This window comes from Streptomyces sp. NPDC006430 (assembly GCF_040612395.1).
Lineage (GTDB): Bacteria > Actinomycetota > Actinomycetes > Streptomycetales > Streptomycetaceae > Streptomyces.
On record NZ_JBEXQA010000023.1, the window covers coordinates 18,289 to 44,212 of the forward strand.

At 71.3% G+C, this 25,924-nt stretch carries 21 protein-coding genes; 8 read left to right on the forward strand and 13 right to left on the reverse strand.

Translation table 11 applies throughout. The annotated features are described in order from the left end of the window. Window positions 1-5: 5 nt before the first annotated feature. The 8 genes from ABZZ20_RS26630 to ABZZ20_RS26665 all read right to left on the reverse strand — a co-directional run bounded on the left by ABZZ20_RS26630 (window position 6) and on the right by ABZZ20_RS26665 (window position 10,571). Window positions 6-1,304 (reverse strand): ATP-grasp domain-containing protein, encoded by a 1,299-nt coding sequence (locus ABZZ20_RS26630; RefSeq protein ID WP_356873744.1) that lies wholly within the window; start codon window positions 1,302-1,304, stop codon window positions 6-8. Further along, a complete protein-coding gene (locus tag ABZZ20_RS26635; protein WP_356873746.1) occupies window positions 1,301-2,593 on the reverse strand; it encodes a SidA/IucD/PvdA family monooxygenase in 1,293 nt (430 codons plus the stop codon). Before ABZZ20_RS26635 ends, ABZZ20_RS26630 begins: the two co-directional genes overlap by 4 nt. After that, entirely contained in the window at window positions 2,590-3,864 is a 1,275-nt protein-coding gene (locus tag ABZZ20_RS26640; RefSeq protein WP_356873748.1) for an ATP-grasp domain-containing protein, read from the reverse strand. The genes ABZZ20_RS26635 and ABZZ20_RS26640 overlap by 4 nt, the downstream gene beginning before the upstream one ends. Further along, complete coding sequence (locus ABZZ20_RS26645) at window positions 3,861-5,201, reverse strand: MFS transporter (protein ID WP_356873750.1); 1,341 nt, start codon at window positions 5,199-5,201, stop codon at window positions 3,861-3,863. The genes ABZZ20_RS26640 and ABZZ20_RS26645 overlap by 4 nt, the downstream gene beginning before the upstream one ends. Continuing rightward, window positions 5,198-6,265: an FAD-dependent oxidoreductase gene (locus ABZZ20_RS26650; RefSeq protein ID WP_356873752.1), complete on the reverse strand. Its 1,068-nt coding sequence runs from the start codon at window positions 6,263-6,265 to the stop codon at window positions 5,198-5,200. Before ABZZ20_RS26650 ends, ABZZ20_RS26645 begins: the two co-directional genes overlap by 4 nt. Beyond that, window positions 6,262-7,797, reverse strand: a complete 1,536-nt coding sequence (locus ABZZ20_RS26655) for a class I tRNA ligase family protein (RefSeq protein ID WP_356873754.1) — start codon at window positions 7,795-7,797, stop codon at window positions 6,262-6,264. Before ABZZ20_RS26655 ends, ABZZ20_RS26650 begins: the two co-directional genes overlap by 4 nt. Beyond that, entirely contained in the window at window positions 7,797-9,077 is a 1,281-nt protein-coding gene (locus ABZZ20_RS26660) for a SidA/IucD/PvdA family monooxygenase (protein ID WP_356873756.1), read from the reverse strand. Before ABZZ20_RS26660 ends, ABZZ20_RS26655 begins: the two co-directional genes overlap by 1 nt. A 153-nt stretch (window positions 9,078-9,230) precedes the next feature. Further along, complete coding sequence (locus ABZZ20_RS26665; RefSeq protein WP_356873758.1) at window positions 9,231-10,571, reverse strand: MFS transporter; 1,341 nt, start codon at window positions 10,569-10,571, stop codon at window positions 9,231-9,233. A 145-nt stretch (window positions 10,572-10,716) separates the two neighbouring features. Here ABZZ20_RS26665 and ABZZ20_RS26670 point away from each other — a divergent pair, with 145 nt between their 5' ends. Both ABZZ20_RS26670 and ABZZ20_RS26675 read left to right on the forward strand, forming a co-directional pair. After that, entirely contained in the window at window positions 10,717-11,118 is a 402-nt protein-coding gene (locus ABZZ20_RS26670; RefSeq protein ID WP_356873760.1) for a DUF1992 domain-containing protein, read from the forward strand. A 58-nt stretch (window positions 11,119-11,176) separates the two neighbouring features. Continuing rightward, window positions 11,177-13,876, forward strand: a complete 2,700-nt coding sequence (locus ABZZ20_RS26675; protein ID WP_356873762.1) for a SpoIIE family protein phosphatase — start codon at window positions 11,177-11,179, stop codon at window positions 13,874-13,876. A 69-nt stretch (window positions 13,877-13,945) separates the two neighbouring features. Here the strand turns inward: ABZZ20_RS26675 and ABZZ20_RS26680 are convergent, their stop codons facing one another. Next, window positions 13,946-14,692, reverse strand: a complete 747-nt coding sequence (locus tag ABZZ20_RS26680; RefSeq protein WP_356873764.1) for a carbonic anhydrase — start codon at window positions 14,690-14,692, stop codon at window positions 13,946-13,948. Between the two features lie 295 nt (window positions 14,693-14,987). On the opposite strand from ABZZ20_RS26680, the gene ABZZ20_RS26685 reads away from it, so the two are divergent. Further along, window positions 14,988-15,338 (forward strand): hypothetical protein, encoded by a 351-nt coding sequence (locus tag ABZZ20_RS26685; RefSeq protein ID WP_356873766.1) that lies wholly within the window; start codon window positions 14,988-14,990, stop codon window positions 15,336-15,338. 11 nt (window positions 15,339-15,349) lie between these two features. Here ABZZ20_RS26685 and sulP read toward each other — a convergent pair whose 3' ends face one another. Continuing rightward, window positions 15,350-17,053, reverse strand: a complete 1,704-nt coding sequence (gene sulP, locus ABZZ20_RS26690; RefSeq protein ID WP_356873768.1) for a sulfate permease — start codon at window positions 17,051-17,053, stop codon at window positions 15,350-15,352. 179 nt (window positions 17,054-17,232) lie between these two features. On the opposite strand from sulP, the gene ABZZ20_RS26695 reads away from it, so the two are divergent. Continuing rightward, window positions 17,233-18,921 carry a GAF domain-containing protein gene (locus ABZZ20_RS26695; protein WP_356873897.1) on the forward strand — a complete coding sequence of 563 codons (1,689 nt, stop codon included), beginning with the start codon at window positions 17,233-17,235 and terminating at the stop codon, window positions 18,919-18,921. Between the two features lie 4 nt (window positions 18,922-18,925). On the opposite strand, the gene ABZZ20_RS26700 is transcribed toward ABZZ20_RS26695, so the two are convergent. From ABZZ20_RS26700 to ABZZ20_RS26710, 3 genes are all read right to left on the reverse strand, one after another. After that, window positions 18,926-19,420 carry a pyridoxamine 5'-phosphate oxidase family protein gene (locus ABZZ20_RS26700; RefSeq protein ID WP_356873770.1) on the reverse strand — a complete coding sequence of 165 codons (495 nt, stop codon included), beginning with the start codon at window positions 19,418-19,420 and terminating at the stop codon, window positions 18,926-18,928. Window positions 19,421-19,544: 124 nt separating this feature from the next. Next, window positions 19,545-19,865: an STAS domain-containing protein gene (locus tag ABZZ20_RS26705; protein WP_356873772.1), complete on the reverse strand. Its 321-nt coding sequence runs from the start codon at window positions 19,863-19,865 to the stop codon at window positions 19,545-19,547. Between the two features lie 292 nt (window positions 19,866-20,157). After that, entirely contained in the window at window positions 20,158-21,030 is an 873-nt protein-coding gene (locus tag ABZZ20_RS26710) for a universal stress protein (protein WP_356873774.1), read from the reverse strand. 248 nt (window positions 21,031-21,278) lie between these two features. Between ABZZ20_RS26710 and ABZZ20_RS26715 the strand changes: the two genes are divergently transcribed. The 4 genes from ABZZ20_RS26715 (at window position 21,279) to ABZZ20_RS26730 (ending at window position 25,704) form a co-directional block, all read left to right on the forward strand. Further along, window positions 21,279-23,633 (forward strand): phosphoketolase family protein, encoded by a 2,355-nt coding sequence (locus ABZZ20_RS26715; RefSeq protein ID WP_356873776.1) that lies wholly within the window; start codon window positions 21,279-21,281, stop codon window positions 23,631-23,633. A 129-nt stretch (window positions 23,634-23,762) separates the two neighbouring features. Beyond that, a complete protein-coding gene (locus ABZZ20_RS26720; protein WP_356873778.1) occupies window positions 23,763-24,224 on the forward strand; it encodes a cyclic nucleotide-binding domain-containing protein in 462 nt (153 codons plus the stop codon). A gap of 39 nt (window positions 24,225-24,263) precedes the next feature. Continuing rightward, on the forward strand, window positions 24,264-24,908 hold the full coding sequence (locus tag ABZZ20_RS26725; protein WP_356873780.1) for a CBS domain-containing protein: 645 nt from the start codon (window positions 24,264-24,266) through the stop codon (window positions 24,906-24,908). Between the two features lie 103 nt (window positions 24,909-25,011). Continuing rightward, window positions 25,012-25,704: a response regulator transcription factor gene (locus tag ABZZ20_RS26730; protein ID WP_356873782.1), complete on the forward strand. Its 693-nt coding sequence runs from the start codon at window positions 25,012-25,014 to the stop codon at window positions 25,702-25,704. Window positions 25,705-25,924: the final 220 nt, after the last annotated feature.

Sequence of the window (25,924 nt, forward strand, 5' to 3'; positions counted from 1 at the left end):
GCCGGTCATCCGTCGACGTCGAGCAGACCGGCCGGCATCTCGAACGGCGCGTCCGGATCGGGCGGGCCGATCGGTTCGGCGTCCAGTTCGACGAGCGCCGCCGCCGTGTCCAGCCGGTCGAGGCAGGTCCGCGCGTCGTCGGCCTCGCACACCACGAAGGAGTGGCGTGCCAGGTAGCCGCCCGGGGGCAGCCGCAGGGTGGTGCCGGGCTCGGCCATGGGAGCCGCGGCGACCAGACCGGGCGCCGCGGTCGGCACCGCGACCGATCTCAGGAGACAGTCCCGCTCGGGGTAGCCGAACCGGATTCCGGCCACCGCCCGCCGGGTGGGCCGGGTGTCCGGCCGTTGCCCGGTGGCCACGTCGAACAGCACCTCACCGGGCTCGATGCCGGTGGCGGTCCTGCCGAGGAAGGGGATCAGGTCCCCGCCCAGCCGGCCGTTGATCTCTACGATCAGCGGCCCGCGTCCGGTCAACCGCACCTCGCTGTGGGTGATGCCGTCCTCGATGCCGAGGACCCGGTGCGCCCGGGCCAGGGTGTGCATCAGCTCCTGGTCCTCCATCAGCGGGTCGGCCGCGTCGACGAGGTGCCCGACCTCCTCGAAGTACGGCTGGTCGCTGCTGTGCTTGCGGGCCACGAACATCGGGAGGTACTCGCCCTTGTGCACGGCGCCGTCGATGCTGATCTCCGGCCCCGGGGCGTATGCCTCGACGAGGGCGCTCGCGCGGTAGGGACCGGGGTCGACCTCGCTCGCGGACAGGGCGATGCGGTACGCAGCGTCCAGTTCGGCCTCGTCGGCCGCGAACACGACGCCGATGCTGGCGCCCATCGCGCGCGGCTTGATCACGACGGGATAGCCGATCCGCTCGGCCGCGGCCCTGGCTCCCTCCACCGTGGTGGTCAGCTCGAACCCCGGCTGGTGGAGGCCCGCAGCGGTGAGCTCGGCCCGGGTGAGCTGCTTGTCGCGGCAGCCGCGTACGCCGGGCACGGACAGCCCCGGCACGCCGAACTCGGCGGCGAGGAGCCCGGCGTCCAGGACCAGCGGCTCGTCCCAGCACATGAGGCCGATGATGCGGTGGCGTGCGGCGACCTCGCGTGCCGCCGCGCCCATCGCCTCGGAGTCGAAGACGTTGGCGACGACGATCTCGTCGAAGTAGTCGCGCTGCCAGGTGGGATTGAGGTTGTTGAGCAGCACCATCTCCAGGCCCGCCGCGCGGGCGCGGCGGCGGATCGGCGCGACGAGGTACTCGCGGTAGACCTTCAGCCCGCTGCCGATGACCAGCAGCGTGCCGTTGTGAGCGGTCATGCCGTACCTCCCACCGGGGTGGGCTGCTCGGCGGCGCGGCGGGCCAGGAGGTCGGTCAGAATGTCGTGGGAACGGTGCGCGAGGACGCTGATCAGAGAGTCAGCGATGCCATGGGTCTCCTCGTTCACCCCCTGGAGGTAGACCGCCCCCCAAGCCGACTCACCGAGATCGACCCGGTGCGCACGAGAAACCGACACCTCCTCGATCCCCACCCGCGCCGCCAACTCCCGCACCAGAGCAGGCTTGCGCGGGTCATAACCGGTACCGAGCAGAACCAGATCACACCGCAGGGGCTCCACCTTCCCGCTCAACCGGTCCCGCAGGTCCAACACCACCTCCCCCTCCTCCACCCGAGCCCCCACGACCTCGGTCATCGCCCGCACCTCGGAACGCTGCGGACCCAACGCCCGCTGCCGGTACAACATCGTGTACAACTCGTCCAAGAACGGCGGCGCCAACCCCGCATAATTCGTCAACCGCATCTCATCCAAAACCTGTGCCCGCACCTCCGCCGAACTGTCATAGAACTCATCCACGAACGACGGAAAGAACAACTCGTTCACGAACTTGCTCGTCTGATAGTTCTGCAACCCGATCGACCGCACCACCATCGTCACCCGACTCTGCGGCAAATTCTCATGCAACGCATAAAACATCTCCGCCGCACTCTGCGCCCCACCTACCACCACCACCCGCACCGGCTCATCACGCGGAACCCGCGCAATCCGCGTCCGATACTGCGCACTATGGATCAAGCGATCACCCGGCAAACCCGCAAACACCTCCGGCACCCGCGGATCACGACCACCACCCACCACCAGATCCCGACACCGGACGACATCCCCGTCCGTCAACACCACACTCCACCCCGACACCGACCCGTCCGCCCCACACACCGGATCGACCCGCGCAGCCCGCGCCCCGTAACGGATCTCCACCCGCTCCAACGACTGTGCAACCCACTGCAAATAATCCGAGAACTCCCACCGGAACGGATGGAACGTCCCCAAATTCACGAACTCGTCCAACCTCCCCTGCGCATGCAGGAAATTCAGGAACGTGAACCTGCTCGACGGATTCCGCAACGTCACCAGGTCCTTCAAAAAAGACACCTGACTACGCGCCCACGGCATCAACAGATCACGCTGCCACTTGACGTCCGGACTCTGCTCCAACAACAACATCCCGTCCGCCAACTCCGCCGAACCCGACTCCTCGACGGCCACCGCGAGCGCCAAATTCGCCGGCCCCGCACCAATCGCCAGAACACCGACCTCCCGAACAGTCACACTTCCCCCTCGATGTCGATCCGGATTCTGTCCGCGGCCGTGTCGGCCCGCCGGAGCGCCTCGGCAGGGCTGTCCGCGGTGGCCATGACGATCCCCGCCCGGTCCCAGGAGTGGCGCAGCCCGGTGAACCGGTCGCCCGGCTCGGCGGTGACCGCGACCAGGAAGACGCCGTCCACCTGCCGCGCCTCCTCGACGCCGTGAACGCCCACGACCCGGCCCGGCCCGGTCGCCAGGAACCGTACGGCCGCTCCGCCCTTGGCCCGCCGGGGCAGTTCGGCCGGCAGGTCCTCGCCCTTCATCACCGCGTAGTAGCTGCGCATCAGCTCGACCGGGTAGGCCAGTTGGATGGTGTCGATGATGCCGCCGCCGGCGAGCCGGCCCGCGCATTCCACGAGGTACGGGACACCGTCCGAGACGATCCATTCGCAGTGCACGATCCCGTCGCGGAAGCCGACGGCCTCCACCACGCGTGCCGTCTGCGCCCCGAGCGCGTGCGCGAGGTCCGCCGGGATGTCCGCCGGCACGATGTGCGCCATCTCCACCGGATGGGGCCCGGGGAACAGCTGCTTGCCGGTGACGTTGACGAACAGCGCGCCCCCGTCGCGTACGAGCATCTCGACGCTGTACTCGGGTCCGTCCACGTACTGTTCGACCAGCATGGACCGTTCCATCGGCCGGTCGGGCACGAAGATGCCCTCGTCCTGGACCAGGCAGTCGGCCCAGGCCTGCTCGACCTCGGCCGCGTCGCGGATCACCCGGGTGCCCACGGCGGCCTGGCGGTTGGCCGGCTTGAGCACGACGGGGCCCGGCCGGTCGCGCAGGAAGGCCAGGACGTCGGCGGGGCCGGTCACCCGGACACTGGCCGGATTGGCGATCCCGGCCGCGGCGCTGACCTGCCGTAACAGTGCCTTGTCGCGCAGGATCTGCGCCGCCCCGAGACCGGCGCCGGGCAGGCCGTAGCGTTCGGCGAGGCGCGCCGCGAACGGGGTCGCGTACTCGATCGCCGGGACGATCGCGCAGGGAGCGAGGTCGGGGTGGGCCTGGTGGAACTCGTCGGCCTTGCCCGCGAGGTGGTACTCCCACTCGATCAGGCCGCGGACGAACCCCACCCCGTCGATCTGGTCGCGGACGTGCCGCTTGCGGACGACGTCCGGCTCCTCGACGTAGATCACCGAGTCGTCCGGCTGGAACTCCCCCAGGGCCGCGAGCGTGACACCGACGAACCCGACGACCAGGACCGGCCCGCTGGTCGTGCCGGGCTGCTCGTTCACGACGTGCCTCCGACGACTTCCGCCGGGTCTTCGGCGCTGGGGTCCGCGGCCTGTGCGGGGCTGGGTGGGGGCGGCTGTTTGACGCCCGCCAGGGCGAGCAGTCCGGCCCCGGCGGTCACGACGCCGCACAGGAGCCAGAACCCGCCACCGAGCGTGGTCCAGAGGAAGACGCCGAACAGCGGCGCGAGCGCCGAGGCCGCCCCGCCCACGGCCTGCATCGTGGCGATGTAGCGGGCCTTCACCGCCGCGGGGAAGGTCGCCGGGTGGGCGAACATGCTCGGCGCGGCGATCATGATGCCGCAGACGACCAGCACCGCCCCGGTGATGGTGAACGCGCCGGACCGCGAGGACAGTCCGTAGACCGCGAGGCCGACGGCCTCCACCAGGTGGCCGGCGATCACCCGCACGTGCTTCGGCAACCTGCTGAGGTAGGCCGTGATCTTGAGCTCGCAGGTGATCAGCACGACGGACGACACCGTGAGCACCGTGCTGTAGAAGCTGGTCGGGTAGTCGTCCGCGGCCAGCTCCAGCGGCAGGGCGATGTGGCCCTGCGCATAGGTGAGGGAGCCGAGCAGGATGGCGGCCAGATAGAAGAGGTACTTCCGGTCCCGCAGCATGGTGGCGTACGCGGACGGGCCGTCCGCGGTGGGTTCGCTGCCGGCGGGTTCGCTGCCGGCGGCCCCCGTCTCGGCGGCTCCGGTCCCGGTGCCCGCTTCGGCCCCGGCGGCCGCCCGCGCCTCCTCGGCCTTCTTCGGGAGCAGGGCGAAGGCCAGCAACGAGTAGACCAGCGCGGTCGCACCGTCGATCCAGAACAGCAGGTCCCAGTCGACCAGGATGAGGACCGCGGCGATCAGCGGGGCCAGTGCCGCGCCGATATTCAGCGCGATCCGCATCATCGAGAACGCCATGACCTGGTACCGCTCCGGCATCAGGTCGCTGAGCATCACGGCCGCGGCCGGCCGGTAGGCCTGGGTGAACAGACCGGCGAGTGCGACCACGACGAGCAGCGGCCACAGCGTCCCCGGCCCGCTCAGCCAGGAGATCGAGGCCACCAGCGGAGCGGAGGCGGCCATGACCGTCATGATGGTGACCCGCGGTCCGAAGCGGTGGGTGACCTCCCCGCCCAGCATCGTGCCGAAGACGGAACCGATGCTGTAGGCGACGAGCGCCAGACCCGCCGCGTTGACCGACGCGCCGCGGAAGGTCAGGTACAGCACGAGGAACGTCTGGACGAACGCGCCGAGCTGGTTGATCAATACGCCGCCGAGGAGATATCGGACCGGTGTCGGAGTCGCCTTCAGCGCATCGAACACCCGGATCGGAGCATCCTCCGTCATGCCGCCCCTTCCCTCAAGACATCGACGATCCGGCCCGCGACGAGCGGTGCCGAACTGAATCCGGAGCCACCGCACGCCGGCCGCGACCAGACGGCCGGCGCGACGCGGGCGAGCAGCGCGCCGCCGGTGTCCGCGTCGGTCGCGTAGTGGCACGCCGTGATCGCGGCCACGGTGTAGCGGTCCAGGCCGCTCACCGGTGGTGCCTGGGCCAGCCGTTCCACCCAGGGCGCCTGGCCCTCCTCGTCGCCGTCCCCGGTGGTGTCCACCGCGCGGCACACCGCGTCGGAGCTGATCTTCAAGAGCGTGCCGTGTCCGGGCGGCACCGCCCAGGCCCGTCCGTCCGCGCCGAGGCCCCCTGCGGCGGGTGCGCTCTCCCACCACCGGACCGTGTCCTGCGGTGGTCGCAGGTAGACCATGGTCTGGCGGTGCAGGACGACCGGCGGCCCGACCAGGTCGCGGGTCCACGGGCCGGCCGCAACGAGCACCAGGTCGGCGCCCACGGACGCGCCGTCGGCGAGCCCGACCTCGCCGCGGTCCCCGTCGATCGCGGTCACCTCTCGGTACGGACGCACGTTCACCGCGGCGTGCCCGGCGAGCCACCGGGCCGCGGCGTGCAGCACCCGTTCGGCGAGCAACACCCCCGCGTCCACGTCCAGTACGCCTGCCGAGCCGGCCGGGAACTCCAGGTGCGGCAGCGCCCGCGGCTCGACCGTCCGTACGCGGGCCCCCATCTCGGCCGCCGACGCGGCGACCGCGTCGAGCCGCTCCCGCGGCCAGGCCGTGACCACCCCGACCGGACGGCGCAAGCGGGTGGCGAACAGGGTCTCCAGCTCCTGCCACCGGCGGTGGGCAGCGGTCATCTTCCGGGTGGCATCGGCGTCGTCCGGGCTGAAGGTACGGATGACCCGGTGCTGGTCGAAGGAACTGGACTGCGGGTTGGGGATCGGGCCCCGGTCCAGCACGGTCACGCGGTGGCCGGCGAGCGCGCACTCCACCGCGGTCAGCAGCCCGGTGACGCCCCCTCCCACGATCACCACGTGCTGGGCAGAAACCGCTGCCCTCACCGACCCGTCCCCGCCAGCCGGGGCAGCCGTACGGGCGTGAACTGCGTGGCGTGCGGCTCGGCGGGGATCGTACGGTCCGGGAGGGCCGTGTCGGCCAGGTCGATCAGGAGCGGCGCCGCGCAGCGCAGGAACAGGTCCACCTCGTGGCAGAAGTCGCCCGCGTCGGCCGCCCGCACCTCCCACCGGTCCAACCGTGCCAGTTGTTCGGACAGGGTGAAGGCGGCGGCGGTCAGGTTGAACCGGCGGACGTCGTAGGCGGCGGCGAAGCGCTCCACCAGGCGCGCGCCCGCTGACCTGGACCGTTCGGACACCGGCAGCGGACCGCGGCCCACCCAGCTGCCGACCTTGTCCACCACCCGGTTCCACGGCTGCACGAGCCGCTCGTCGGTCACGCGGGCCATGGCCTCGCGGGTGAAGTTGGTGCGCTGGTAGTCCGGGCTGGTCACCGCGAGGTAGAAGCGAATGAGGTCCCGGGGCACTTCGGCGGCCAGTTCGCGCCCCGACACGACGTGGCCGCGGCTGGTGGAGAACTTGTCGTGGTCGAGCTCGTAGAACTCGTTGGTGACGAAGTGCTCAGGCAGGGTGTAGCCGCCCAGCGCCTCCAGCATCGCGGCGCCGACGACCGCGAAGGCGAAACCGGCGTCCGACCCGAAGAAGTACACCACCTTGTTTCCGGTCTCGGAGAACCACAACTCGTCCTCGGAGGACATGACTTCACCGTGGTGTTCGGCTGCCAGCGCGGTGCAGTGCATGCTCCAGGCGATGGTCTCGGCATCCGCGTAGATCACCTGGCCGGCGACTTCCGGGAAGGGGGCGGGTATGCCCCACGCGATGGGGAGGGTGATCGGGTAGTCCGGGAGCGGCCGGGCCAGGATCTCCTCGATCATCTGCGCCAGGCGGGGCCGCATGGTCGCGCTCTGCCGGGCGAAGTAGGCGACGAGCGCGTCGCGGTGGTCCTCCAGCGGCAGCACCAGGACCTGCTTCTCGCGCAGTTCGACCGGTTCGTCGGGGTGCAGGGTCGAGCGGGGGTCGATCAGATCGCCGGAGGCGATCCAGTGGCCGCAGTTCTCGCAGAGGCCGGCGCACCCGTCGGCGAGGCACACCGGGCAGCCGCCGCGTACGTACGCGTCGGTGAGGTAGGCGCCGGTCCGCGGCGCGTAGGGGAACTGCACGCCCTTCAGGCGGAGTTTGCCGCTGCTGTGCAGGCGCTCGAAGAAGGTCCGGACGGCCTTGACGTACCGGTCGCCGAAGCGGACGAAGCCGTCCGGCCGGATGCCCACGGCCGTCAGGGTCTCCTCCACCTGCCCGGCCGACCGGATGCGCAGGTCCTCGGGTTCCACGCCCAGTCTGCGCGCGGTGGTCACGATGTAGCTCTGCGTGAAGTGCACGCCCGTGCCGAACAGCACGTCGCGGCCCGCGGCGCGCGCGTACCTCGTGCAGACGTCGGCGGCCAGGAACGGGCCGGCCAGGTGACCGAGGTGCAGGTCGCCGTTGGCGGTAGGGCCGGGGGCGATGACCAGTGTCCGCTCCATCAGGCGCTCCTGGATCCGGTGACGGCGCGGCGGGCCAGGAGGTCGGTCAGAATGTCGTGGGAACGGTGCGCGAGGACGCTGATCAGGGAGTCAGCGATGCCATGGGTCTCCTCGTTCACCCCCTGGAGGTAGACCGCCCCCCAAGCCGACTCACCGAGATCGACCCGGTGCGCACGAGAAACCGACACCTCCTCGATCCCCACCCGCGCCGCCAACTCCCGCACCAGAGCAGGCTTGCGCGGGTCATAACCGGTACCGAGCAGAACCAGATCACACCGCAGGGGCTCCACCTTCCCGCTCAACCGGTCCCGCAGGTCCAACACCACCTCCCCCTCCTCCACCCGAGCCCCCACGACCTCGGTCATCGCCCGCACCTCGGAACGCTGCGGACCCAACGCCCGCTGCCGGTACAACATCGTGTACAACTCGTCCAAGAACGGCGGCGCCAACCCCGCATAATTCGTCAACCGCATCTCATCCAAAACCTGTGCCCGCACCTCCGCCGAACTGTCATAGAACTCATCCACGAACGACGGAAAGAACAACTCGTTCACGAACTTGCTCGTCTGATAGTTCTGCAACCCGATCGACCGCACCACCATCGTCACCCGACTCTGCGGCAAATTCTCATGCAACGCATAAAACATCTCCGCCGCACTCTGCGCCCCACCTACCACCACCACCCGCACCGGCTCATCACGCGGAACCCGCGCAATCCGCGTCCGATACTGCGCACTATGGATCAAGCGATCACCCGGCAAACCCGCAAACACCTCCGGCACCCGCGGATCACGACCACCACCCACCACCAGATCCCGACACCGGACGACATCCCCGTCCGTCAACACCACACTCCACCCCGACACCGACCCGTCCGCCCCACACACCGGATCGACCCGCGCAGCCCGCGCCCCGTAACGGATCTCCACCCGCTCCAACGACTGTGCAACCCACTGCAAATAATCCGAGAACTCCCACCGGAACGGATGGAACGTCCCCAAATTCACGAACTCGTCCAACCTCCCCTGCGCATGCAGGAAATTCAGGAACGTGAACCTGCTCGACGGATTCCGCAACGTCACCAGGTCCTTCAAAAAAGACACCTGACTACGCGCCCACGGCATCAACAGATCACGCTGCCACTTGACGTCCGGACTCTGCTCCAACAACAACATCCCGTCCGCCAACTCCGCCGAACCCGACTCCTCGACGGCCACCGCCAGCGCCAAATTCGCCGGCCCCGCACCAATCGCCAGAACACCGACCTCCCGAACAGTCACACTTCCCCCTCGATCGCAGTGATTCCAGTCGCGGACAGGCAGTAGCGAGGCTAGATTTCTGCCGTTCCCGATCGATAGGGGAACTTGTCCCTTCGACTGGGGAATCTGAGGAGGGAAAGAGTAGGGAAAGGGGTTTTCCCGGGAACGCGGGTGTCAGGACACGGGTGCAGGATCGTTCCCCGCCGGCGCGCAGGAGCCGGTCGATGCGGCGTGCAGGGCGTCCAGTCGCCGCAGGGCGGCCCGCCGTTGGAGTACGGACAGCCCTGCGACCGCCGCTCCGAGCACCAGCCAGCCCGCCGGCCCGGCCGCCATCACCGCACCGGTCAGCAGCAGCGGCCCGGCGGACTTCTGTACGGACGGGGACATGCCCGCCACCCCCAGGTACGAGGCCCTCGCCTCCGGGGGCGCGAGGGAGACCGCCAGTTCCCAGGAGCTCACCGAGCGCATCAGCTCCGCCGCGGTGACCAGTACGGCCGCGGCCACCAGGGCGATCGAGGCGGCCCAGGCCCCGTGTTCCGGCGTGAAGGCCAGGAGCGTGCAGCACCCGAGCATCGTCAGTCCGTACAGCCGGACCGCGCCGGCGGCCCGGCGCGGTTCTTCGACCTGCGCCGAAACCCTCAACTGGAGGACGACGACGAGCACGGTGTTGACGACGAGGAAGGCCGGGACCACGGCGTGCGGCGCGTCGGTGTGGTCGACCAGCCATAGGGGCAGTCCGACGCCCAGGATCGAGTCGTCCAGGTTCATCGCGGTGTCCAGCAGGACGAAGCGGAGGTAGCCGCGGTCCCGCCACGGGCTCGGGGCGCGGCCGTGGCCCGCCACGGGCGCCCCGCCGGTCCGTGCGGCCACGCGGCCGTGCCCGTGCGGCTCCCGGGTGCGCCACACCAGTGCCGCGGCCGCCAGGAACGACAGCGCGTTGCCCAGGACGAGGGCGTGGTACGCCTGACGGGTTCCCACGGCGAGACCGAGGGCGGCGATGCCCGCGCCGAGCGCGTAGCCGGCGTTGGCGGCGCTGCGCGACAGCGCCTGGTAGGTAGCGCGCCGCTCGCCCGCCGCCCGCGTGGCGAAGAGCATCTCCATGGTCTTGGCCCCGCGGTCCCCCAGGGAGGTGACGGCGACCACGGCCAGCAGGACGTCGTAGCGGGTGACCACGAGCAGCGCGCTGATCGCGCCGAGGCGGAGCAGGTGAGCACCGATCAGGAGCGTGCGGACCGGGAAGCGGCCGGCCAAGTGGCCGGCCAGCGGCGAGCCGGCGATGCCCGCGATGCCGGCGGCACCGAGCAGCAGGCCCAGCCGTCGGGCATCCAGTCCGACCACGAAGGTGAAGAACAGGACCGAGGAGGCGGCCCAGACGCCCGTCCCGGTGCGGTCCAGCAGCTGGGCGAACAGCATGATCCGCGCGTCCCGGCCCCCGGGCGGACGGCGCAACTGCGCCAACAGGCCGGTCCCGTCCCGCCCGGCCTTCCGGGTCCCCGCGCCACGCCGCCACACCATTTCAGGCCTCCCCACCCCTCAAAGTATCTCGACATCGAGATACTTGGCGGCATCTTGCCTGCAATTAATCTTGACGTCAAGATAATTGGGTGGCGACCGGCGCCGGCGATACGCTCGTCCCCCAGGGGGCCTTGAGGGAGGAACCGTGACCGAGCGCAAGCCACCGGGCGTCAGTTTCGAGTCCTTCGTGGACCGGCAGATCAGGGAGGCCGCCGAGCGCGGCGACTTCGAGCAGCTACCGGGTTACGGCAAGCCGTTGGCCGCGATCGACGCCCCGTACGACGAGCTGTGGTGGATCAAGGACAAGATGCACCGTGAGGGCTTCGCCGCCCTGCCGCCCGCACTCGCCCTGCGCAAGGAGGCCGAGGACGCCCTGGAGGCGGCCCGCGCGGCCCGCTCCACCCGCGAGGCACGGGCCGTCCTCACCGAGATCAACGAGAAGATCCGCGCGGCCCTGCGCATGCCACCGCCGGGACCGCCCCTGAATCTCACCGAATTCGACGTCGAAGAGGTGCTCAGCACCCTGCGGGAGCCCCGCTCCGGCTGACGACGCCCGGGGTGGCGGTCGCGGCTCTCCCGGCCGCGGACGACCGACAGTGCTACAAATGGTTCGTGGCCCATCCTTGCAACCCGTGCCGGGGACGTCGGTGCGGTCACTGAGCAAAAAGCGCCCGCGCAGCGTCGCCCGACAGGCATTCGTCCTCCAGGTGGCGATCGTGGTGCTGCTCGCCGCCGGCGCGGTCCTGGCCCTGGTGCTCCAGTCCCGGCACGACGTCGACCGGGAGGCCCGCACCCGCTCGGTGGCGGTCGCGCAGACGTTCGCCCATTCGCTCGGTCTGCGCGCGGCCCTCAAGGCCCCCGATCCCTCCAAGATCCTCCAGCCCGTCACCGAGACGACCCGCAGGGCCGCCGGGGTGGACTTCATCGTCGTGATGGACACCCGCGGGATCCGCTACACCCACCCCCTCCCCGACCGCATCGGCAAACAGTTCGTGGGAACGATCGAGCCCTCGCTGGCCGGCCAGGTGTACACCGAGAGCGTGCACGGGCCGCTGGGCCAGGAGATCCAGGCCGTCGTCCCCGTCTACGCCACCCCCACCAGCACCAGCGGCAAGGTCATCGCCCTGGTGTCGGCCGGCCTCACCGTGAAGAACGTCACCGGTGTGGTCGACCGACAACTCCCCGTCATCCTCGGTACCAGCGCGGCGGGCCTCGCCCTGGCCACGGCCGGCGCGGCGCTGATCAGCAGCCGCCTGCGGCGCCAGACCCACGGGCTCGGCCCCCTCGAAATGACCAGGATGTACGAGCACCACGACGCGGTGCTGCACTCCGTACGCGAGGGCGTGCTGATCACCGACGGCGGCGGCCGACTCCTGCTCGCCAACGACGAGGCGAAGCGGCTCCTCAGACTGCCACCCGACGCCGAGGGGCAGCACATCCGGCAGCTGTCGGGACTCGACCGGCAGATGGCCGACCTCCTGCTGTCCGGCCGGGTGGCCACCGACGAGGTGCACGAGGCCGGGGACCGGCTGTTGGTCGTCAACCAGCGTCCGACCCGCCCCCGCGGCCGGCCCGAGGGCACGGCGGTCACCATCCGGGACTCCACCGAGATGCAGGTGCTCAGCACCCGCGCCGAGGCGGCCCGCAAGCGGCTCAAGCTGCTGTACGACGCCGGTGTCGGTGTCGGCACCACCCTGGACGTGGAGCAGACGGCCCAGGAGCTCGCCGACGTCGCCGTACCCCGGTTCGCGGACTTCGTGACCGTCGACCTGGCGGAACCCGTACTCACCGGCGACGAGCCCACTTCCGTCGCCGACCTGCGCCGTACCGGGTTCAGCGGTATCCGGGACGACGTCCCGCTCTACCCCAAGGGCCGGCTGATCGACTTCCTGCCCTCCACACCCCAGGCGCGCGGCCTCAACAGCGGCCGGGCCGAGAGGGTGACCGATCTGGCCGACGCGCCGGGCTGGCACGCCCAGGACCCGGCACGGGCCCGGGCCATCATCGACTACGGCGTCCACTCCCTGATCACGGCACCGCTCAAGGCCCGCGGCGTCGTACTGGGCGTGGTGAACTTCTGGCGCGCGGAGAAGCCGGAGCCCTTCGACGAGGACGACCAGTCACTGGCGGAAGAGCTTGTCGCCCGGGCCGGGGTCAGCATCGACAACGCCCGCCGCTACACCCGTGAGCACGCCCTGGCCGTGACCCTCCAGCGCAGCCTGCTCCCGCGCGACCTGCCCGTGCAGAGCGGCGTGGAGGTCGCCCACTACTACCTGCCCGCCCAGTCCGGGGTGGGCGGCGACTGGTTCGACGTGATTCCGCTGCCGGGCAGCCGGGTGGCCCTCGTCGTCGGTGACGTCGTCGGGCACGGCCTGTACGCCGCCGCGGCCATGGGCCGACTGCGTACGGCCGTGCTCAACTTCTCCTCCCTGGACCTGCCTCCCGACGAGCTCCTCGCCCGCCTCGACGACCTCGTCCAGTACACCGACCAGAGCGCGGACGGCGGCGGCGCCGAAGGCGGCCTGCTCGGAGCAACCTGCCTGTACGCCGTGTACGACGCGGTGACCCAGCGCTGCACGGTGGCCCGGGCGGGGCACGTCCCGCCGGCCGTGGTGCGCCCGGACGGCACCGTGGAGATCCCCGAACTGCCCGCGGGCGCACCGCTGGGGCTCGGCGGGTTCCCCTTCGAGTCGGCGGAACTGGACCTGAGCGAAGGCACCCAACTGGTGCTGTACACCGACGGGCTCATCGAGGACCGCACGCGCGACATCGACGAGGGTCTCGCCCTGCTCCGCGCCGCTCTGGCGCACGCCGACCGCAGCCCGCAGGAGACCTGCCGGGCGGTCCTCGATCAGCTGCTGCCGGTCCGCCCCCGCGACGACGTGGCCCTCCTGGTCGCCCGGACGACGGCGCTGCCCGCCGACCGCATCGCCGAATGGGACGTGCCGTTCGAGCCGAGCGCGGTGGGGGCCATGCGGGCCGTCGCCATGGAGAAGCTGGAGGAATGGGGCCTGTCCGAGCTCGCCTTCGGTACGGAACTCGTCCTGAGCGAGCTCATCACCAACGCCATCCGGCACGGCGCCGAACCGGTCCGCGTACGCCTCCTGCGCGACCGGGTGCTGACCTGCGAGGTCTTCGACGGCAGCAGCAGCTCCCCACGGCTGCACTACGCCACGACCACGGACGAGGGAGGCCGCGGACTGTTCCTCGTCGCCCAGATCAGCCGCCGGTGGGGGGCCCGGTACACCCCGGAGGGCAAGGTCATCTGGTCCGAACAACCCCTGCCGGAGCCCGAGGAGCCCTGACCGGGCCGGGCTGGGTGGGGCCGGGCCGGTGGCGCGTCGGGCGGGCGGGTGCACGCCCCCGTGGTCCGCTCAACCGATCCGCCGCACCCGCTGACTGGTGAGTTCGTACCGGGCTCCGATGACGGCCAGCTTCCCGGCCGCGATCCGACGGGCCAGTTCGGGCTCCGCCGCCAGGCGCGCGCGCACGAGCCGCACGTTCTCGGTGACCGCGGCGTCGATGCGTGCGTCCCCCACCAGCGCACGGTCGATCGCCGGGCGGATCTGCTGCACTAGGTACCGCATGTGCCCGGGCATCTCCCATGCGCCCTCGGCGGCACGGATCGCCGCGGTGACGGCACCGCAGGACTGGTGCCCCAGCACCACGATCAGCGGAATTCCCAGCTCCACGACCCCGAACGCGATGCTGCCGAGCACCGCCTCGTCCAGGACCTGCCCGGCGGACCGTACGGTCATCAGGTCACCGAGCCCCTGGTCGAAGACCAGCTCCGGCGGAACCCGGGAGTCGACGCAGCCGAGCACGACGGCGAACGGGTGCTGGCCCCCGACCAGCGCCGTCCGTACGGTCCGCGTGGCGTCGGGATGCCGCTCGTGCAGCGTCCGCCAGCGCAGGTTGCCGGCCGACAGCTCCCGCAGCGCCGCCTCGGGCGTGGTGGGCCGCGGGCCGTGCGGGCGGGTACGGGAGCCGTACACGGTGGAGCCGGCCCCGGCGGCCAGACCGGCGCACACGGCCACGGCGGCGCCGGTCAGGGCACCCCGGAACAGTCCCCGCCGCGCAGGAGTCCTGCCGACCCGGTGACGCTCGCCATGGACGCTCATGCGGGCCCAAGCTAGGCCCCTGCGGGCCGGGGAAGCGCAGGCGTGCCCGGCCTTGGGGAATCCTTGGACAAATGATGTACGGGCCCCGTCAGCGCTCCGCACCGCTCCCCGAACCCCCGGCAGACGCGGCCCGCTGCCGGCCCCGTGACCGCCCCCGAGCCCCCGTCCTCGTCCCCGGACCCTCCTGGGGCGGCAGCCGGTTCATCCGCCCGGCCGAGCACCGGATGCCGCACGCGCCCCTCCGGGGCAGGCTGTGGGCAAGGACAGCCACCATCGCACAGACGAGGACCGCGCCATGTCCCTCAGCCGGCGTATCAGCGTCATCATCGGGGCGGCAGCACTGCTGCTGACCGCCACGGCCTGCTCGAGCCTGGGCCGGAGCACCGTCGGAATGCTCAGCTTCCGCGCCCAGGACTCGCCGTTCGTCCTGAGCTACTCCAACACGCCGGTCCAGGGCTGCCACCGGATCCGTCTCCCGCGGGGCGCCACCCACGTCGAGAACAACACCCTCGTCGACGTCATCCTGTACCGCACGCTGAACTGCGAGAAGACCGACCGGGGCGACGGCATCTACGTCGCCACCACCCTTTCGAACGTGACTGCGCCCGCCAGCCTGCCCTGGCGCAGCTTCAGCGTCGTCCACTGATCGGGCGGGCCTCACCGGTCGGGACCGTTTCCCTCCCCGGCCTTCCACGCGCGGTAGGCGGCCACGGCCGTCGGCAGGGTGGGGTAGATCCGGTCCTCGCCGATCGAGGCCGTGAGGCCGTAGGCGTCGAGGTCCTCCCGGAGCTCCTGCTTGACGCGGGCCAGCGCGAGGACGATGCCCCGCCGGTCGAGTTCCCGGCGGAGGGCCTCGACCGCGTCGAGGGCCGTGATGTCCACCTCGACGTTCGCCTCGGTGTTCAGCAGGAACCACTCCACCGGCTCGCGCTGGGCATCGAGCGCGGCCAGCGCCCGGCGGTGGAAGTCTTCCGCGTTGGCGAAGAAGAGCGGCGAGTCGTAGCGGTAGACGAGCAAGCCCGCAACGGTGCGGGCCCCCGGGTAGTCGTCGATGTCGTGCATGCCGGCGACGCCCGGGACGAGGCCCTCGACGGCGTCGTGGGGGCGGGCGACCCTCGCCAGCAGTTCCACCACGGAGAGCGCCACCGCCAGGAGGACGCCGTAGAGGATGCCGAGGGCCAGCACGCCCGCGGTGCAGCCGAGCGCGAGGAGGAGTTCGCGGCGGCGGAAGCGGGCCAGGCGGCGGAACTCGCCGAGTTCGACCAGGCGGACGGCCGCGTAGATGACGATGGCGCCGAGGACTGCGGCCGGGGTGTGGGCGAGGAACGGGGCGAGGAAGAGCAGCACCGCCAGTACGCCGAGGGACGCGACGAGCGAGTACGCCTGGCTCCGGGCCCCGGTCGCGTCGGCGAGGGCGGTACGGCTCGCGCTGCTGCTCACCGGGAAGCCGTGCAGGAAGCCGGCTCCGAGGTTGGCGGCGCCCAGCGCCAGCAGCTCGCGGTTGGCGTCGAGGGGCCGGGGGTCGTCGGGGGCGGCGAAGGCCCGCGCCGTGAGGACGACGTCGGAGAACCCGACGATCAGGACGCCGAGCGCGGGTAGGAGCAGTTCGGGCAGGTCCGCGAGCGAGGGGAGGGCCGGGGCCGGCAGCCCGGACGGGACGGTTCCGATCACCCTGATCCCGTACCGGACGTCCAAGCCGAACATCGTCACCGCCGCCGTGGCGAGGCCCAGGACGACCAGCGGGGCGGGGACGGCCCTGGACAGCCGGGGTGCGGCGAGGAGGAAGGCCAGGGCCGTGAGCGCCAGGACGAGCGTGGGCCCGTGGACGGCGGACACGTGGCCGGCGAAGGACCACAGCTGGCGGAAGAAGCCGGATTCCCCCGCCGGTACCCCGGTGAGCCGGGGCAACTGGTCCACGATCATGATCAGGGCGACGCCCGCGAGGTAGCCGACCAGCACCGGCCGTGACAGCAGGTCCGCGACGAAACCCAGGCGCACCGCCCAGGCCACCAGGCACAGCAGTCCGACGATCACCGCAAGCCCGGCGGCGAGGACGGCATAGCGCGCCGGGTCGCCGGCCGCGAGGGGTCCCACGGCGACGGCGGTCATCAGGGCGGTGGTGGACTCGGGCCCCACCGACAGCAGTCGCGACGTGCCCGACAGCGTGTAGAGGACCATCGCGGGCAGCACGGCCCACAGCCCGGACACGGGCGGCAGGCCTGCCACCCCCGCGTAGGCCATGACCTGGGGCACGAGGTAGGCGGCGACGGTCACCCCGGCGAGCACGTCGCCGCGCACCCATCCGCGCCGGTATCCGGTCAGCCCGGGCGGTGTCAGGGCGGATCTCAGCAAGGACGGCATCGGTCTCCTCAGGGCGCCTGTCGCCATCATCCTGCGGACGCGATCTGGCCGCGAGGGCCCACGGACCCCGCCGATGGAGCCTCGGGTTCCGCCAGGTCTCGATACGGTGAGGCTGAAACGGACGATGGGCACAGAAGGAGCTGGTGGGCGTGGCGGATCCGTTGCCCCAGGTACCGCGGATGCAACTGGACGAGCTGCTGGAGGAGCTACAGGCCCGGATCGACGCGGTGCGCGGCACCCGGGACCGGGTGCACAGCCTCCTGGAGGCGGTCGTCTCGGTCGGCCGGGAGCTGGACCTCTCCCAGGTCCTGCGGCGCATCGTGGAGGCCGCCGCCCTCCTGGTCGAGGCCGACTACGGTGCACTGGGCGTGATCGGTCCCGACGGCCGGACCCTCTCCCAGTTCCTCACCGTGGGGCTCACCGACGAGCAGATCGCCCGGATCGGCGCACTGCCCGCCGGCCACGGCCTGCTGGGCGAGGTCATCCACCATCCCGAGCCGCTGCGCCTGACGGACCTCGGATCCCACACCGCTTCGCACGGCTTCCCGGCCGATCATCCGCCGATGCGCACCTTCCTCGGCGTCCCGATCCGGGTCCGCGACGAGGTGTTCGGCAACCTGTACCTGACCGACAAGCGCGGCGGGCAGGACTTCGACACCGAGGACGAGGCGGTGATCTCCACCCTCTCCGTCGCCGCCGGGGTCGCCATCGACAACGCCCGCCTGTACGAGGGCTCCCAGCGGCAGCAGCGCTGGTTGAAGGCGAACGCCGAGATCACCAACAGCCTGCTGTCCGGCAGCCCGCGGCCGGCGGTGCTGGAGCTCATCGCGCGCCGCGCCCGGGAGATCACGGGCGCCGAGCTCGCCGACATCTCCATGCCGCTCGACGGCACCGGCGACCTGGTGGTGGAGCTGTCCGTCGGGCCGGGCAGCGAACTGCGCCGTGGCCTGGTCGTCCCCGTCGAGGGCAGCCTGGCCGGGGCCGCGTACCACGGCGGCAGCCCCGTCACCACGGTCAGCCTCGCCACTGACGACCTGCACGGCGACAGCGCCCAGCAACGGGTGACGCTGGGGCCCGCGGTCGCCGTCCCGCTCGGCACGGCCGCCGAGGACGGGCGCGGCGTACTCCTGCTGGCCCGGTCGGCCTCCGAGCCGGTGTTCACCGAAGGTGAGCTGGAACCGCTGCTGGCCTTCGCCGGACAGGCCGCACTGGCGCTGGAACTGGCCGATCGACGGCGCGACGCCGAACAGATCGCCCTGCTGGAGGAACGCGACCGCATCGCCCGCGATCTGCACGACCTCGCCATCCAGCGGCTCTTCGCGACGGGGATGACCTTGCAGAGCGCGGCGCGGCTGGTCCAGCACGACGGCGCCGCGGACCGGGTGGGCCGGGCCGTGGACGACCTGGACGAGACCATCAAGATCATCAGGTCCACGATCTTCGGTCTGCGCGCCAGGGACCACTCCTCGGACCCGGGCCTGAGGGCGCGCGCAGCCCGGGCGGTCAGCGAGGCGGGGGCCGCGCTCGGGCACCCGCCCCGGCTCAGCATGGAGGGGCTCCTGGACACCGACGTCCCCGCCCAGGTGGCCGACCACGCCGTGGCCGCCCTGACCGAGCTGCTGAGCAATGCCGCACGCCACGCAGACGCCACCCGGGTGGGCGTCTCGCTAAGGGCCACCCGTGAGGAGATCGTCCTCACGGTGACCGACGACGGACGGGGCGTTCCGGCTCAGGGCCGCCGCAGCGGGTTGCGCAACCTGGAGGAGCGCGCCCGGAGCCTGGGCGGCACCTTCGCCGTGGAGCGGCCGGCCGCCGGAGGCAGCGAGTTCGTCTGGAGCGCCCCGCTGATCGGCAATTCGGGAGGGTGACCGGTCAACAGCCACCCACGGTCATCGCCTCGGGCGGCTCCGCCACCAGCCGGAAGCCCGTGACCAGGTCGGGCGTGATGCGCAGGGCTCGGGACGCGGTGTGGCTCGCCCAGGGGTGCAGCCAGCGCGCGTACCGCTCCAGGTCCTCCGGGTCCACCACGGGGGTGGCGTAGCCGGTCACCACGACGCTCCAGCCCAGGTGCGTCTCGGGGTCGATCACATCGGCTTCGTAGGCGACCACCACCCCCGGGGTGCCGGGCGAGGAGATCAGGGAGGCGAGGGCACCTCCGTCGTGGAGCCGTACGACGACGCTCTCGCCGTCCACGACGTGGTTGACCGGTCGGACGGCCGGCAGGGCGTGCTGCGTGAAGATGATCCGGCCCAAGGACACCGTGCCCAACAGTCTGAGTGCCTCACCGCGGTCGATCGGCTTCATCCGGCGGGCGGGCACCGTGGTCCGGCCCGGGCCGGCCCGTCGCCCCGTCACCTCTTGATCCATGGTCCGCACCTCCGTTCGAGTCCGCCTGCCGCTGCTTCGGTTTGATCACCAGCCTCGCTCGACGCGTCCGGCCCGCACCAGGGCCGAACGGTCCCTTCACCAGCCGTACGACAGGGCCGTCCGGTCACTTTCCGGACGACAGGAGCACGCGGTCGTCGCCCAGCGCCCGCATCGACTCGGCGATCAGGGAAGGGACGTTGACGAGCCGCAGTCGGGTGCCGCTGACGGCGCACTGCCGGTGTATCCGCACGAACAGGTCGATTCCGGAGCTGTCGCAGAAGGTGAGGCCGGACAGGTCCAAGGTGAGCTCGGGGCCCCACGACCCCGCGAGCTGCACGAGTCTCGGGCCGATCTGCGAGCTGGTGTGGAAATCGAGCTCGCCGTGAAGAGCGACCGGACCGTCCTCGTGAACCGCACGTGTCAGTGCGATCAGTTGAGTGGTCATGGCAACCCCTTCGTACTGCGGCTCGGTGCACCGAGCCGGGCCGTTCCCCGTGCGTTCCCCAGCTCATCGGATGATTCCGTCCCCCGGAAGGACCAGTTGCCCCTCCGTACAGGGCCGAAGGTCCCTGATTTCGAGACCGACCGGGGAAGAGCAGCGGCGCGCGGCCCACCAAGGTCCACGGCGATGGCACCGAGATCCATGGATCGGGGGCCGAGCGGCTCCGGCCCCCGCCCGGCCGTCCCTTCCGGGCCGTCCGGAAGGGACGGCCCGGAAGGAGACGGTCCGGCTCCGCTCAGTCGTGCGGGACGACCGCCACGGGGCAGGGCGCGTGGTGGAGGGCGGCGTGTGCCACCGACCCGATCCGGGTGCCCACGGCGGAGTGGCGTACGCGCCGGCCGACGACGAGGAGGTCGGCGCCGGACGCGGCGGAGAGCAGGGTCTGACCCGCGCTGCCCATCTGCACCTGCTCCACGACGGGTACGTCCGGGAACTTCTCCCGCCACGGTTCCAGGGCCTGCTCCAGGGCGGCCCTCTCGTACGGCTCCAGCCCGCCGAGCTGGTCCGCGACCCACATGGACGTGGGGCTGTAGGCGTAGACGGGCGGCAGGCTCCAGGCCCGTACGGCGCGCACGCTCGCGCCGCGGGCGGCTGCCGCCTCGAACGCGAAGCCGAGGACGGCGCGGCTTTCCTCCACCCCGCCCTGCTGGCCCACGACGACCTCGCCGGTCCGGGGCGGGGTGACCTCGCCGGTGGTACGGCGCACCGAGACCACGGGGCACGGCGCGGCGGCGATGACCTGCTGCCCGTACGAGCCCAGCAGGAAGCCGCGCAGGGCGCCGTGGCCGCGCGTGCCGATGACCAGCATCCCGGCTTCCTCGGCGAGCCCGAGCAGAGCGGGGACCGTGTCGTCGGACACCAGGGAGGCCGATACGTCCAGGTCCGGGTACTGCCCGGTCACCGCGGCTTCGGCCTCCCGCACAACGGTCTGCGCGCGGTCCGCTTCGATCTGCCGATCCGGGGCGTACGGGTGGGCGAGCGGCTGCCACAGCCAGGCGTGCACCAGGTGCAGTCGCGCTCCTCGGCGTACGGCTTCCCGAGCGGCCCAATCCGCTGCCGCCAGGCTCTCCGGGGATCCGTCGATTCCTGCGACGAGGGTTGCGGTCACTGGTCTGTCCTCCGTACTGCCCCGAGGCGGGACGCATGGTGTGGGTGAGCAGGGCTTCGGGTGGCGCCGGGCGGGGGATGACCGGCGCCACCGGCCTTCAGCGTCGCTCCTGGAGTGCGGGGGCGATAAGGGCCGACAGTCCCTCGGCGAGGGCCGGCCCTCCCCTGGCGGCCTCCCGCGCAGGGGGGCACAGTCCTGACATCGGCTCAGTCGACGCACGCCGCGATCTGCCGCACGAAGGAGCGCAGATGACGAAGTACCCGATCTCCGAGCTCGACGCCCACTGGCGCGCCGCGAACTACCTGGCCGTGGGTCAGATCTACCTGATGGACAACCCTCTCCTGGCCGAACCGCTGCGCCCCGAGCACATCAAGCCCCGGCTGCTCGGCCATTGGGGCACCTCCCCCGGCCTCAACCTGGTGCACACGCATCTGAACCGGGTGGTCAAGGAGCGGGCTCTGGAGGCCCTGTGCATCTGGGGTCCGGGCCACGGCGGTCCGGCCGTCCTCGCCAACTCCTGGCTGGAGGGCTCGTACACGCAGACCTATCCGGACGTCAGCCGGGACGCCGAGGGGATGCGGAAGCTGTTCCGGCAGTTCTCCTTCCCCGGCGGGGTTCCCAGCCATGTCGCGCCGGAGACCCCGGGGTCGATCCACGAGGGCGGCGAACTCGGCTACTCGCTCGCCCACGCCTACGGTGCCGCCTTCGACAACCCCGACCTGCTCGTCGCGTGCGTCATCGGCGACGGCGAGGCCGAGACGGGGCCGCTGGCGGCCTCCTGGCATTCGAACAAGTTCCTCGATCCGGTGCGCGACGGCTCGGTCCTGCCGATCCTCCACCTCAACGGCTACAAGATCGCCAATCCCACCGTCCTGTCCCGGATCCCCGAGGCGGAGCTGGACGCGCTGCTGCGCGGGTACGGGCACGAGCCGCTGTACGTCACGGGCAACGATCCCCGGAGCGTGCACCAGGCCATGGCCAAGACGATGGACAAGGCCCTGAACCGTATCTCCGAGATCCGGCGCGAGGCGCGGGCCGGCAAGGGCGACTACGCACGCCGCCCGTGGCCCGTGATCGTCCTGCGGACCCCCAAGGGCTGGACCGGCCCGGCCCGCGTGGACGGCGACCCCGTGGAGGGCACCTGGCGGGCCCACCAAGTGCCGCTGGCCTCCGTACGGGAGAACCCGGAACACCTGCGCCTGCTGGAGCGGTGGCTGCGCTCGTACCGCCCGCAGGAGCTCTTCGACTCCGAAGGCCGTCCCACGGCGCAGGTACTGGCGTGCGTGCCGACGGGTGACCTGCGGCTCGGTGCCAATGAGCACGCCAACGGCGGCCGGCTGCTGCGCCCCCTCCCACTGCCCGGCCTCGACGCCCACGCGGTGCCGGTGGACAAGCCCGGCAGCACGCTCCACGAACCCACCCGGGTGCTCGGCTCCTTCCTCGCCGACGTGATGAGGGCGACCGAACGGAGCCGGGACTTCCGGGTCGTCGGCCCCGACGAGACCGCCTCCAACCGGCTCGACGACCTGTACGAGGTCACGGGCAAGGCGTGGCAGGAGCCGACCGAGCCCACCGACCGGAACCTGGCGCGGGGCGGGCGGGTCATGGAGATCCTGTCCGAGCACGTCTGTCAGGGGTGGCTGGAGGGCTACCTGCTCACCGGTCGCCACGGACTGTTCTCCACGTACGAGGCCTTCGCGCACATCGTGGACTCGATGGTCGCCCAACACGTCAAATGGCTGAAGACGGCCCGCGGGCTGCCGTGGCGCGCCCCCATCGCCTCCCTGAACTACCTGCTGACCTCACACGTCTGGCGCCAGGACCACAACGGCTTCTCCCACCAGGACCCCGGGTTCGTCGACCACGTGCTGAACAAGAGTCCGGAGGTCGTGCGGGCCTATTTCCCGCCCGACGCGAACACCCTGCTGGCGGTGGCCGACCACGTCCTGCGCAGCCGGGACCAGGTGAACGTGGTCGTCGCCGGCAAGCAGCCCTGCTTCGACTGGCTGTCGATGGCCCAGGCACGGACCCACTGCGCCCGGGGCGCCGGCATCTGGGAGTGGGCGGGCACGGACGACGGCGTGCGCGAGCCGGACGTGGTGCTGGCCTGCGCCGGCGACGTCCCGACGCTGGAGGTGCTGGCCGCGGCGGCCCTGCTCCGCGAGCACCTGCCCGCCCTGGCCGTCCGGGTCGTCAACGTCGTCGACATCGCACGGCTGATGCCCAGGGAAGAGCACCCCCACGGGATGACGGACGTCGAGTACGACGCCCTGTTCACCCGGAACACCCCGGTGATCTTCGCGTACCACGGCTATCCGTGGCTGATCCACCGGCTCGCCTACCGCCGGGCCGGCCACCCCCAGCTGCACGTCCGCGGCTACAAGGAGTCGGGCACCACCACCACGCCCTTCGACATGGTGGTGCGCAACGACCTCGACCGCTACCGCCTCGTGATGGACGTCATCGACCGGGTCCCCGGCCTCGCCGACCGCGCCGGGGCCCTACGCCAGGCCATGTCCGACCAGCGGATCCGCCATCACGACTGGATCCGGGTCCACGGAAGCGACCTTCCGGAGATCACGGACTGGTCCTGGCCGTACTGACGCTGACGGCGCGACGAAAGGCCCGTCCGGGCCGTTCGGGCCGTTCGGGCCCGGGCGGGGACCGATCGGCCCCTGCCCGGGCCACCGGCCGCAGCCGGAAACTGAAGGCGCACCTGAACGGAGGCCGTCATGCGCACCCCTTCTCCCACCCGGATCACCGCCCTGCCCGCGGAGTACCGCGCCCACCTGATGGAGCAAGCCCGCGAGGTCAACTTCGCGGAGGGCTTCCGCCTGTTCAACGAAGGAGGCCTGGCCGACCGGTTCTGGATCGTGAAGTCCGGCGTCGTCACCCTGGACCTCCACGTGCCCGGCCGTCAGCCCGCGGTGGTCGAGAGCCTCGGCCCCGGCGAACTGGTCGGCTGGTCGTGGATGATCACGCCGCACCGGTGGCAGTTGGGCGCCGAAGCCATGACGCCCGTACGTGCGTACGAGTTCGACGCCGCCACCGTGCGGAAGCTGATGGACGACGACCCGGCCTTCGGGTCCGCCATCGGCAACTGGGTGACCCAGGTCCTGGCGCACCGCCTGCACGCGGCACGCGTACGCCTGCTCGACCTGTACGCCCCCTACGGCAGCGGAAGCACCGTGTGAGCACCACGTCCCCACCGATCGTCCCCCGAGGAGTCGGCCATGCCCGTGCCGCAGTACACCGTCAGTGACGTCATGTCGCACACCGCCATCGCCATCGGCCGTGAGGCCTCCTACAAGGAGATCGTCGAGCTGATGCACCAATGGAAGGTCAGCGCCCTGCCGGTGCTGGAGGGCGAGGGACGCGTCGTGGGCGTCGTCTCGGAGGCCGATCTCCTGCCGAAGGAGGAGTTCCGGCGGGAAGATCCGCAGCTGCCCGAGCAGTACGACGAGGCGTCCAAGGCAGGTGCCGTCCTGGCCGAGGAACTGATGTCCAGCCCTGCCGTCACCGTGCACCCGGACGCCACGATCGCCGAGGCCGCGCGCATCATGGCCCGCAAGGGTGTCAAGCGGCTGCCGGTGGTCAACGAGGTCGGAATGCTGGAAGGCGTCGTGAGCCGCAGCGACCTGCTGAAGGTGTTCTTGCGCCCGGACGAGGAACTGGAAGAGGAGATCAGTCGGATCGTCCTCGCGGAGGCGACGCCGCCGCTCCAGGTGGAGTTCTCGGTGCTGGACGGCGTCGTCACCCTTCGGGGACCGCTCCGGGACCGCTCCCTGGTGCCGTTGCTGGTGCGCGCGATGCGGGCGGTCGAGGGCGTGGTGGACGTGCGCATCGACCTTGAAGGCGCGACCGGCACGGCGGCCTGACCCCTGGGCCGGGCCCGGCTCCCCGGCACAGCGTGCGTCGGGGCCTCCCCCTGAGACAATGCGTACGAGGCACGTGCCCAGCGGACCGACCACAGGGGTGCAGATGTCCGACGCAGCGAGCACCTCCATCGAGGCGCCCATCAGGGTTTTCCTCCTCGACGACCACGAGGTGGTCCGTCGCGGTCTGCACGACCTCCTCGATGCGGAACCAGACATCGCGGTGGTCGGCGAGGCCGCGACCGCCGACCAGGCGCTGGCCCGCGGACCCGCGCTGCGTCCCACTGTCGCGGTGCTCGACGTCCGGCTGCCCGAGAGCGACGGGATCACGGTCTGCCGCGAACTGCGCTCACGCATGCCGGACCTGGCGTGCCTGATCCTGACGTCGTTCGACGACGAGGACGCCCTGCTCGACGCGATCATGGCCGGTGCGGCCGGCTACGTCCTCAAGCAGATCAAGGGGGCGGACCTGGTGGCGGCCGTGCGGACGGTCGCGACGGGTCAGTCCATGCTCGACCCGGCGACCACGGCTCGGCTGATCCGCTCGTTGAGGGACCCGCCGGCGGCGAAACCGCCCGAGGACGCGCGGCTGGAGGGGCTGACCGAGCGCGAGCGGTCGGTTCTGGACCTCATCGGTGACGGGCTCACCAATCGGCAGATCGCGAAGGAGCTGTACCTGTCGGAGAAAACGGTCAAGAACCACATCTCCCGGCTGCTCGGCAAGCTGGGCGTGGAACGGCGCGTCCAGGCGGCCGTCATCGCAGCGGAGGTGCACGAACACGAGAGGGGCGAGCACTGACGGGGCCGGGTGCCGGTCAGTCCTCGCTCCCCTGGTCGTCGTCGTCCCGCGGGACGAGCAGCACGGGGCCGAAGGACCCTGGCGCGGGAGTGACGCGGGAGTGACGCGGCGTGCGGCATCCGGCCGGTCCCGACTGGAGTGCGGTGCGCGCGGCGCGGATGATGGAGGAGCACGAGGTCAACGGCTGCCTTCGGGACCACCGGCCGCGACCGACCGGAAC

Coding starts and splice junctions, on each gene's coding strand:
- ABZZ20_RS26730 (WP_356873782.1), top strand. CDS start 25,012: ATGTCCGACGCAGCGAGCACCTCCATCGAGGCGCCCATCAGGGTTTTC.
- ABZZ20_RS26695 (WP_356873897.1), top strand. CDS start 17,233: ATGCAACTGGACGAGCTGCTGGAGGAGCTACAGGCCCGGATCGACGCG.
- ABZZ20_RS26720 (WP_356873778.1), top strand. CDS start 23,763: ATGCGCACCCCTTCTCCCACCCGGATCACCGCCCTGCCCGCGGAGTAC.
- ABZZ20_RS26665 (WP_356873758.1), bottom strand. CDS start 10,571: ATGGTGTGGCGGCGTGGCGCGGGGACCCGGAAGGCCGGGCGGGACGGG.
- ABZZ20_RS26700 (WP_356873770.1), bottom strand. CDS start 19,420: ATGGATCAAGAGGTGACGGGGCGACGGGCCGGCCCGGGCCGGACCACG.
- ABZZ20_RS26685 (WP_356873766.1), top strand. CDS start 14,988: ATGTCCCTCAGCCGGCGTATCAGCGTCATCATCGGGGCGGCAGCACTG.
- ABZZ20_RS26675 (WP_356873762.1), top strand. CDS start 11,177: ATGGTTCGTGGCCCATCCTTGCAACCCGTGCCGGGGACGTCGGTGCGG.
- ABZZ20_RS26725 (WP_356873780.1), top strand. CDS start 24,264: ATGCCCGTGCCGCAGTACACCGTCAGTGACGTCATGTCGCACACCGCC.
- ABZZ20_RS26715 (WP_356873776.1), top strand. CDS start 21,279: ATGACGAAGTACCCGATCTCCGAGCTCGACGCCCACTGGCGCGCCGCG.
- ABZZ20_RS26705 (WP_356873772.1), bottom strand. CDS start 19,865: ATGACCACTCAACTGATCGCACTGACACGTGCGGTTCACGAGGACGGT.
- ABZZ20_RS26680 (WP_356873764.1), bottom strand. CDS start 14,692: ATGAGCGTCCATGGCGAGCGTCACCGGGTCGGCAGGACTCCTGCGCGG.
- ABZZ20_RS26645 (WP_356873750.1), bottom strand. CDS start 5,201: ATGACGGAGGATGCTCCGATCCGGGTGTTCGATGCGCTGAAGGCGACT.
- ABZZ20_RS26630 (WP_356873744.1), bottom strand. CDS start 1,304: ATGACCGCTCACAACGGCACGCTGCTGGTCATCGGCAGCGGGCTGAAG.
- sulP (WP_356873768.1), bottom strand. CDS start 17,053: ATGCCGTCCTTGCTGAGATCCGCCCTGACACCGCCCGGGCTGACCGGA.
- ABZZ20_RS26655 (WP_356873754.1), bottom strand. CDS start 7,797: ATGGAGCGGACACTGGTCATCGCCCCCGGCCCTACCGCCAACGGCGAC.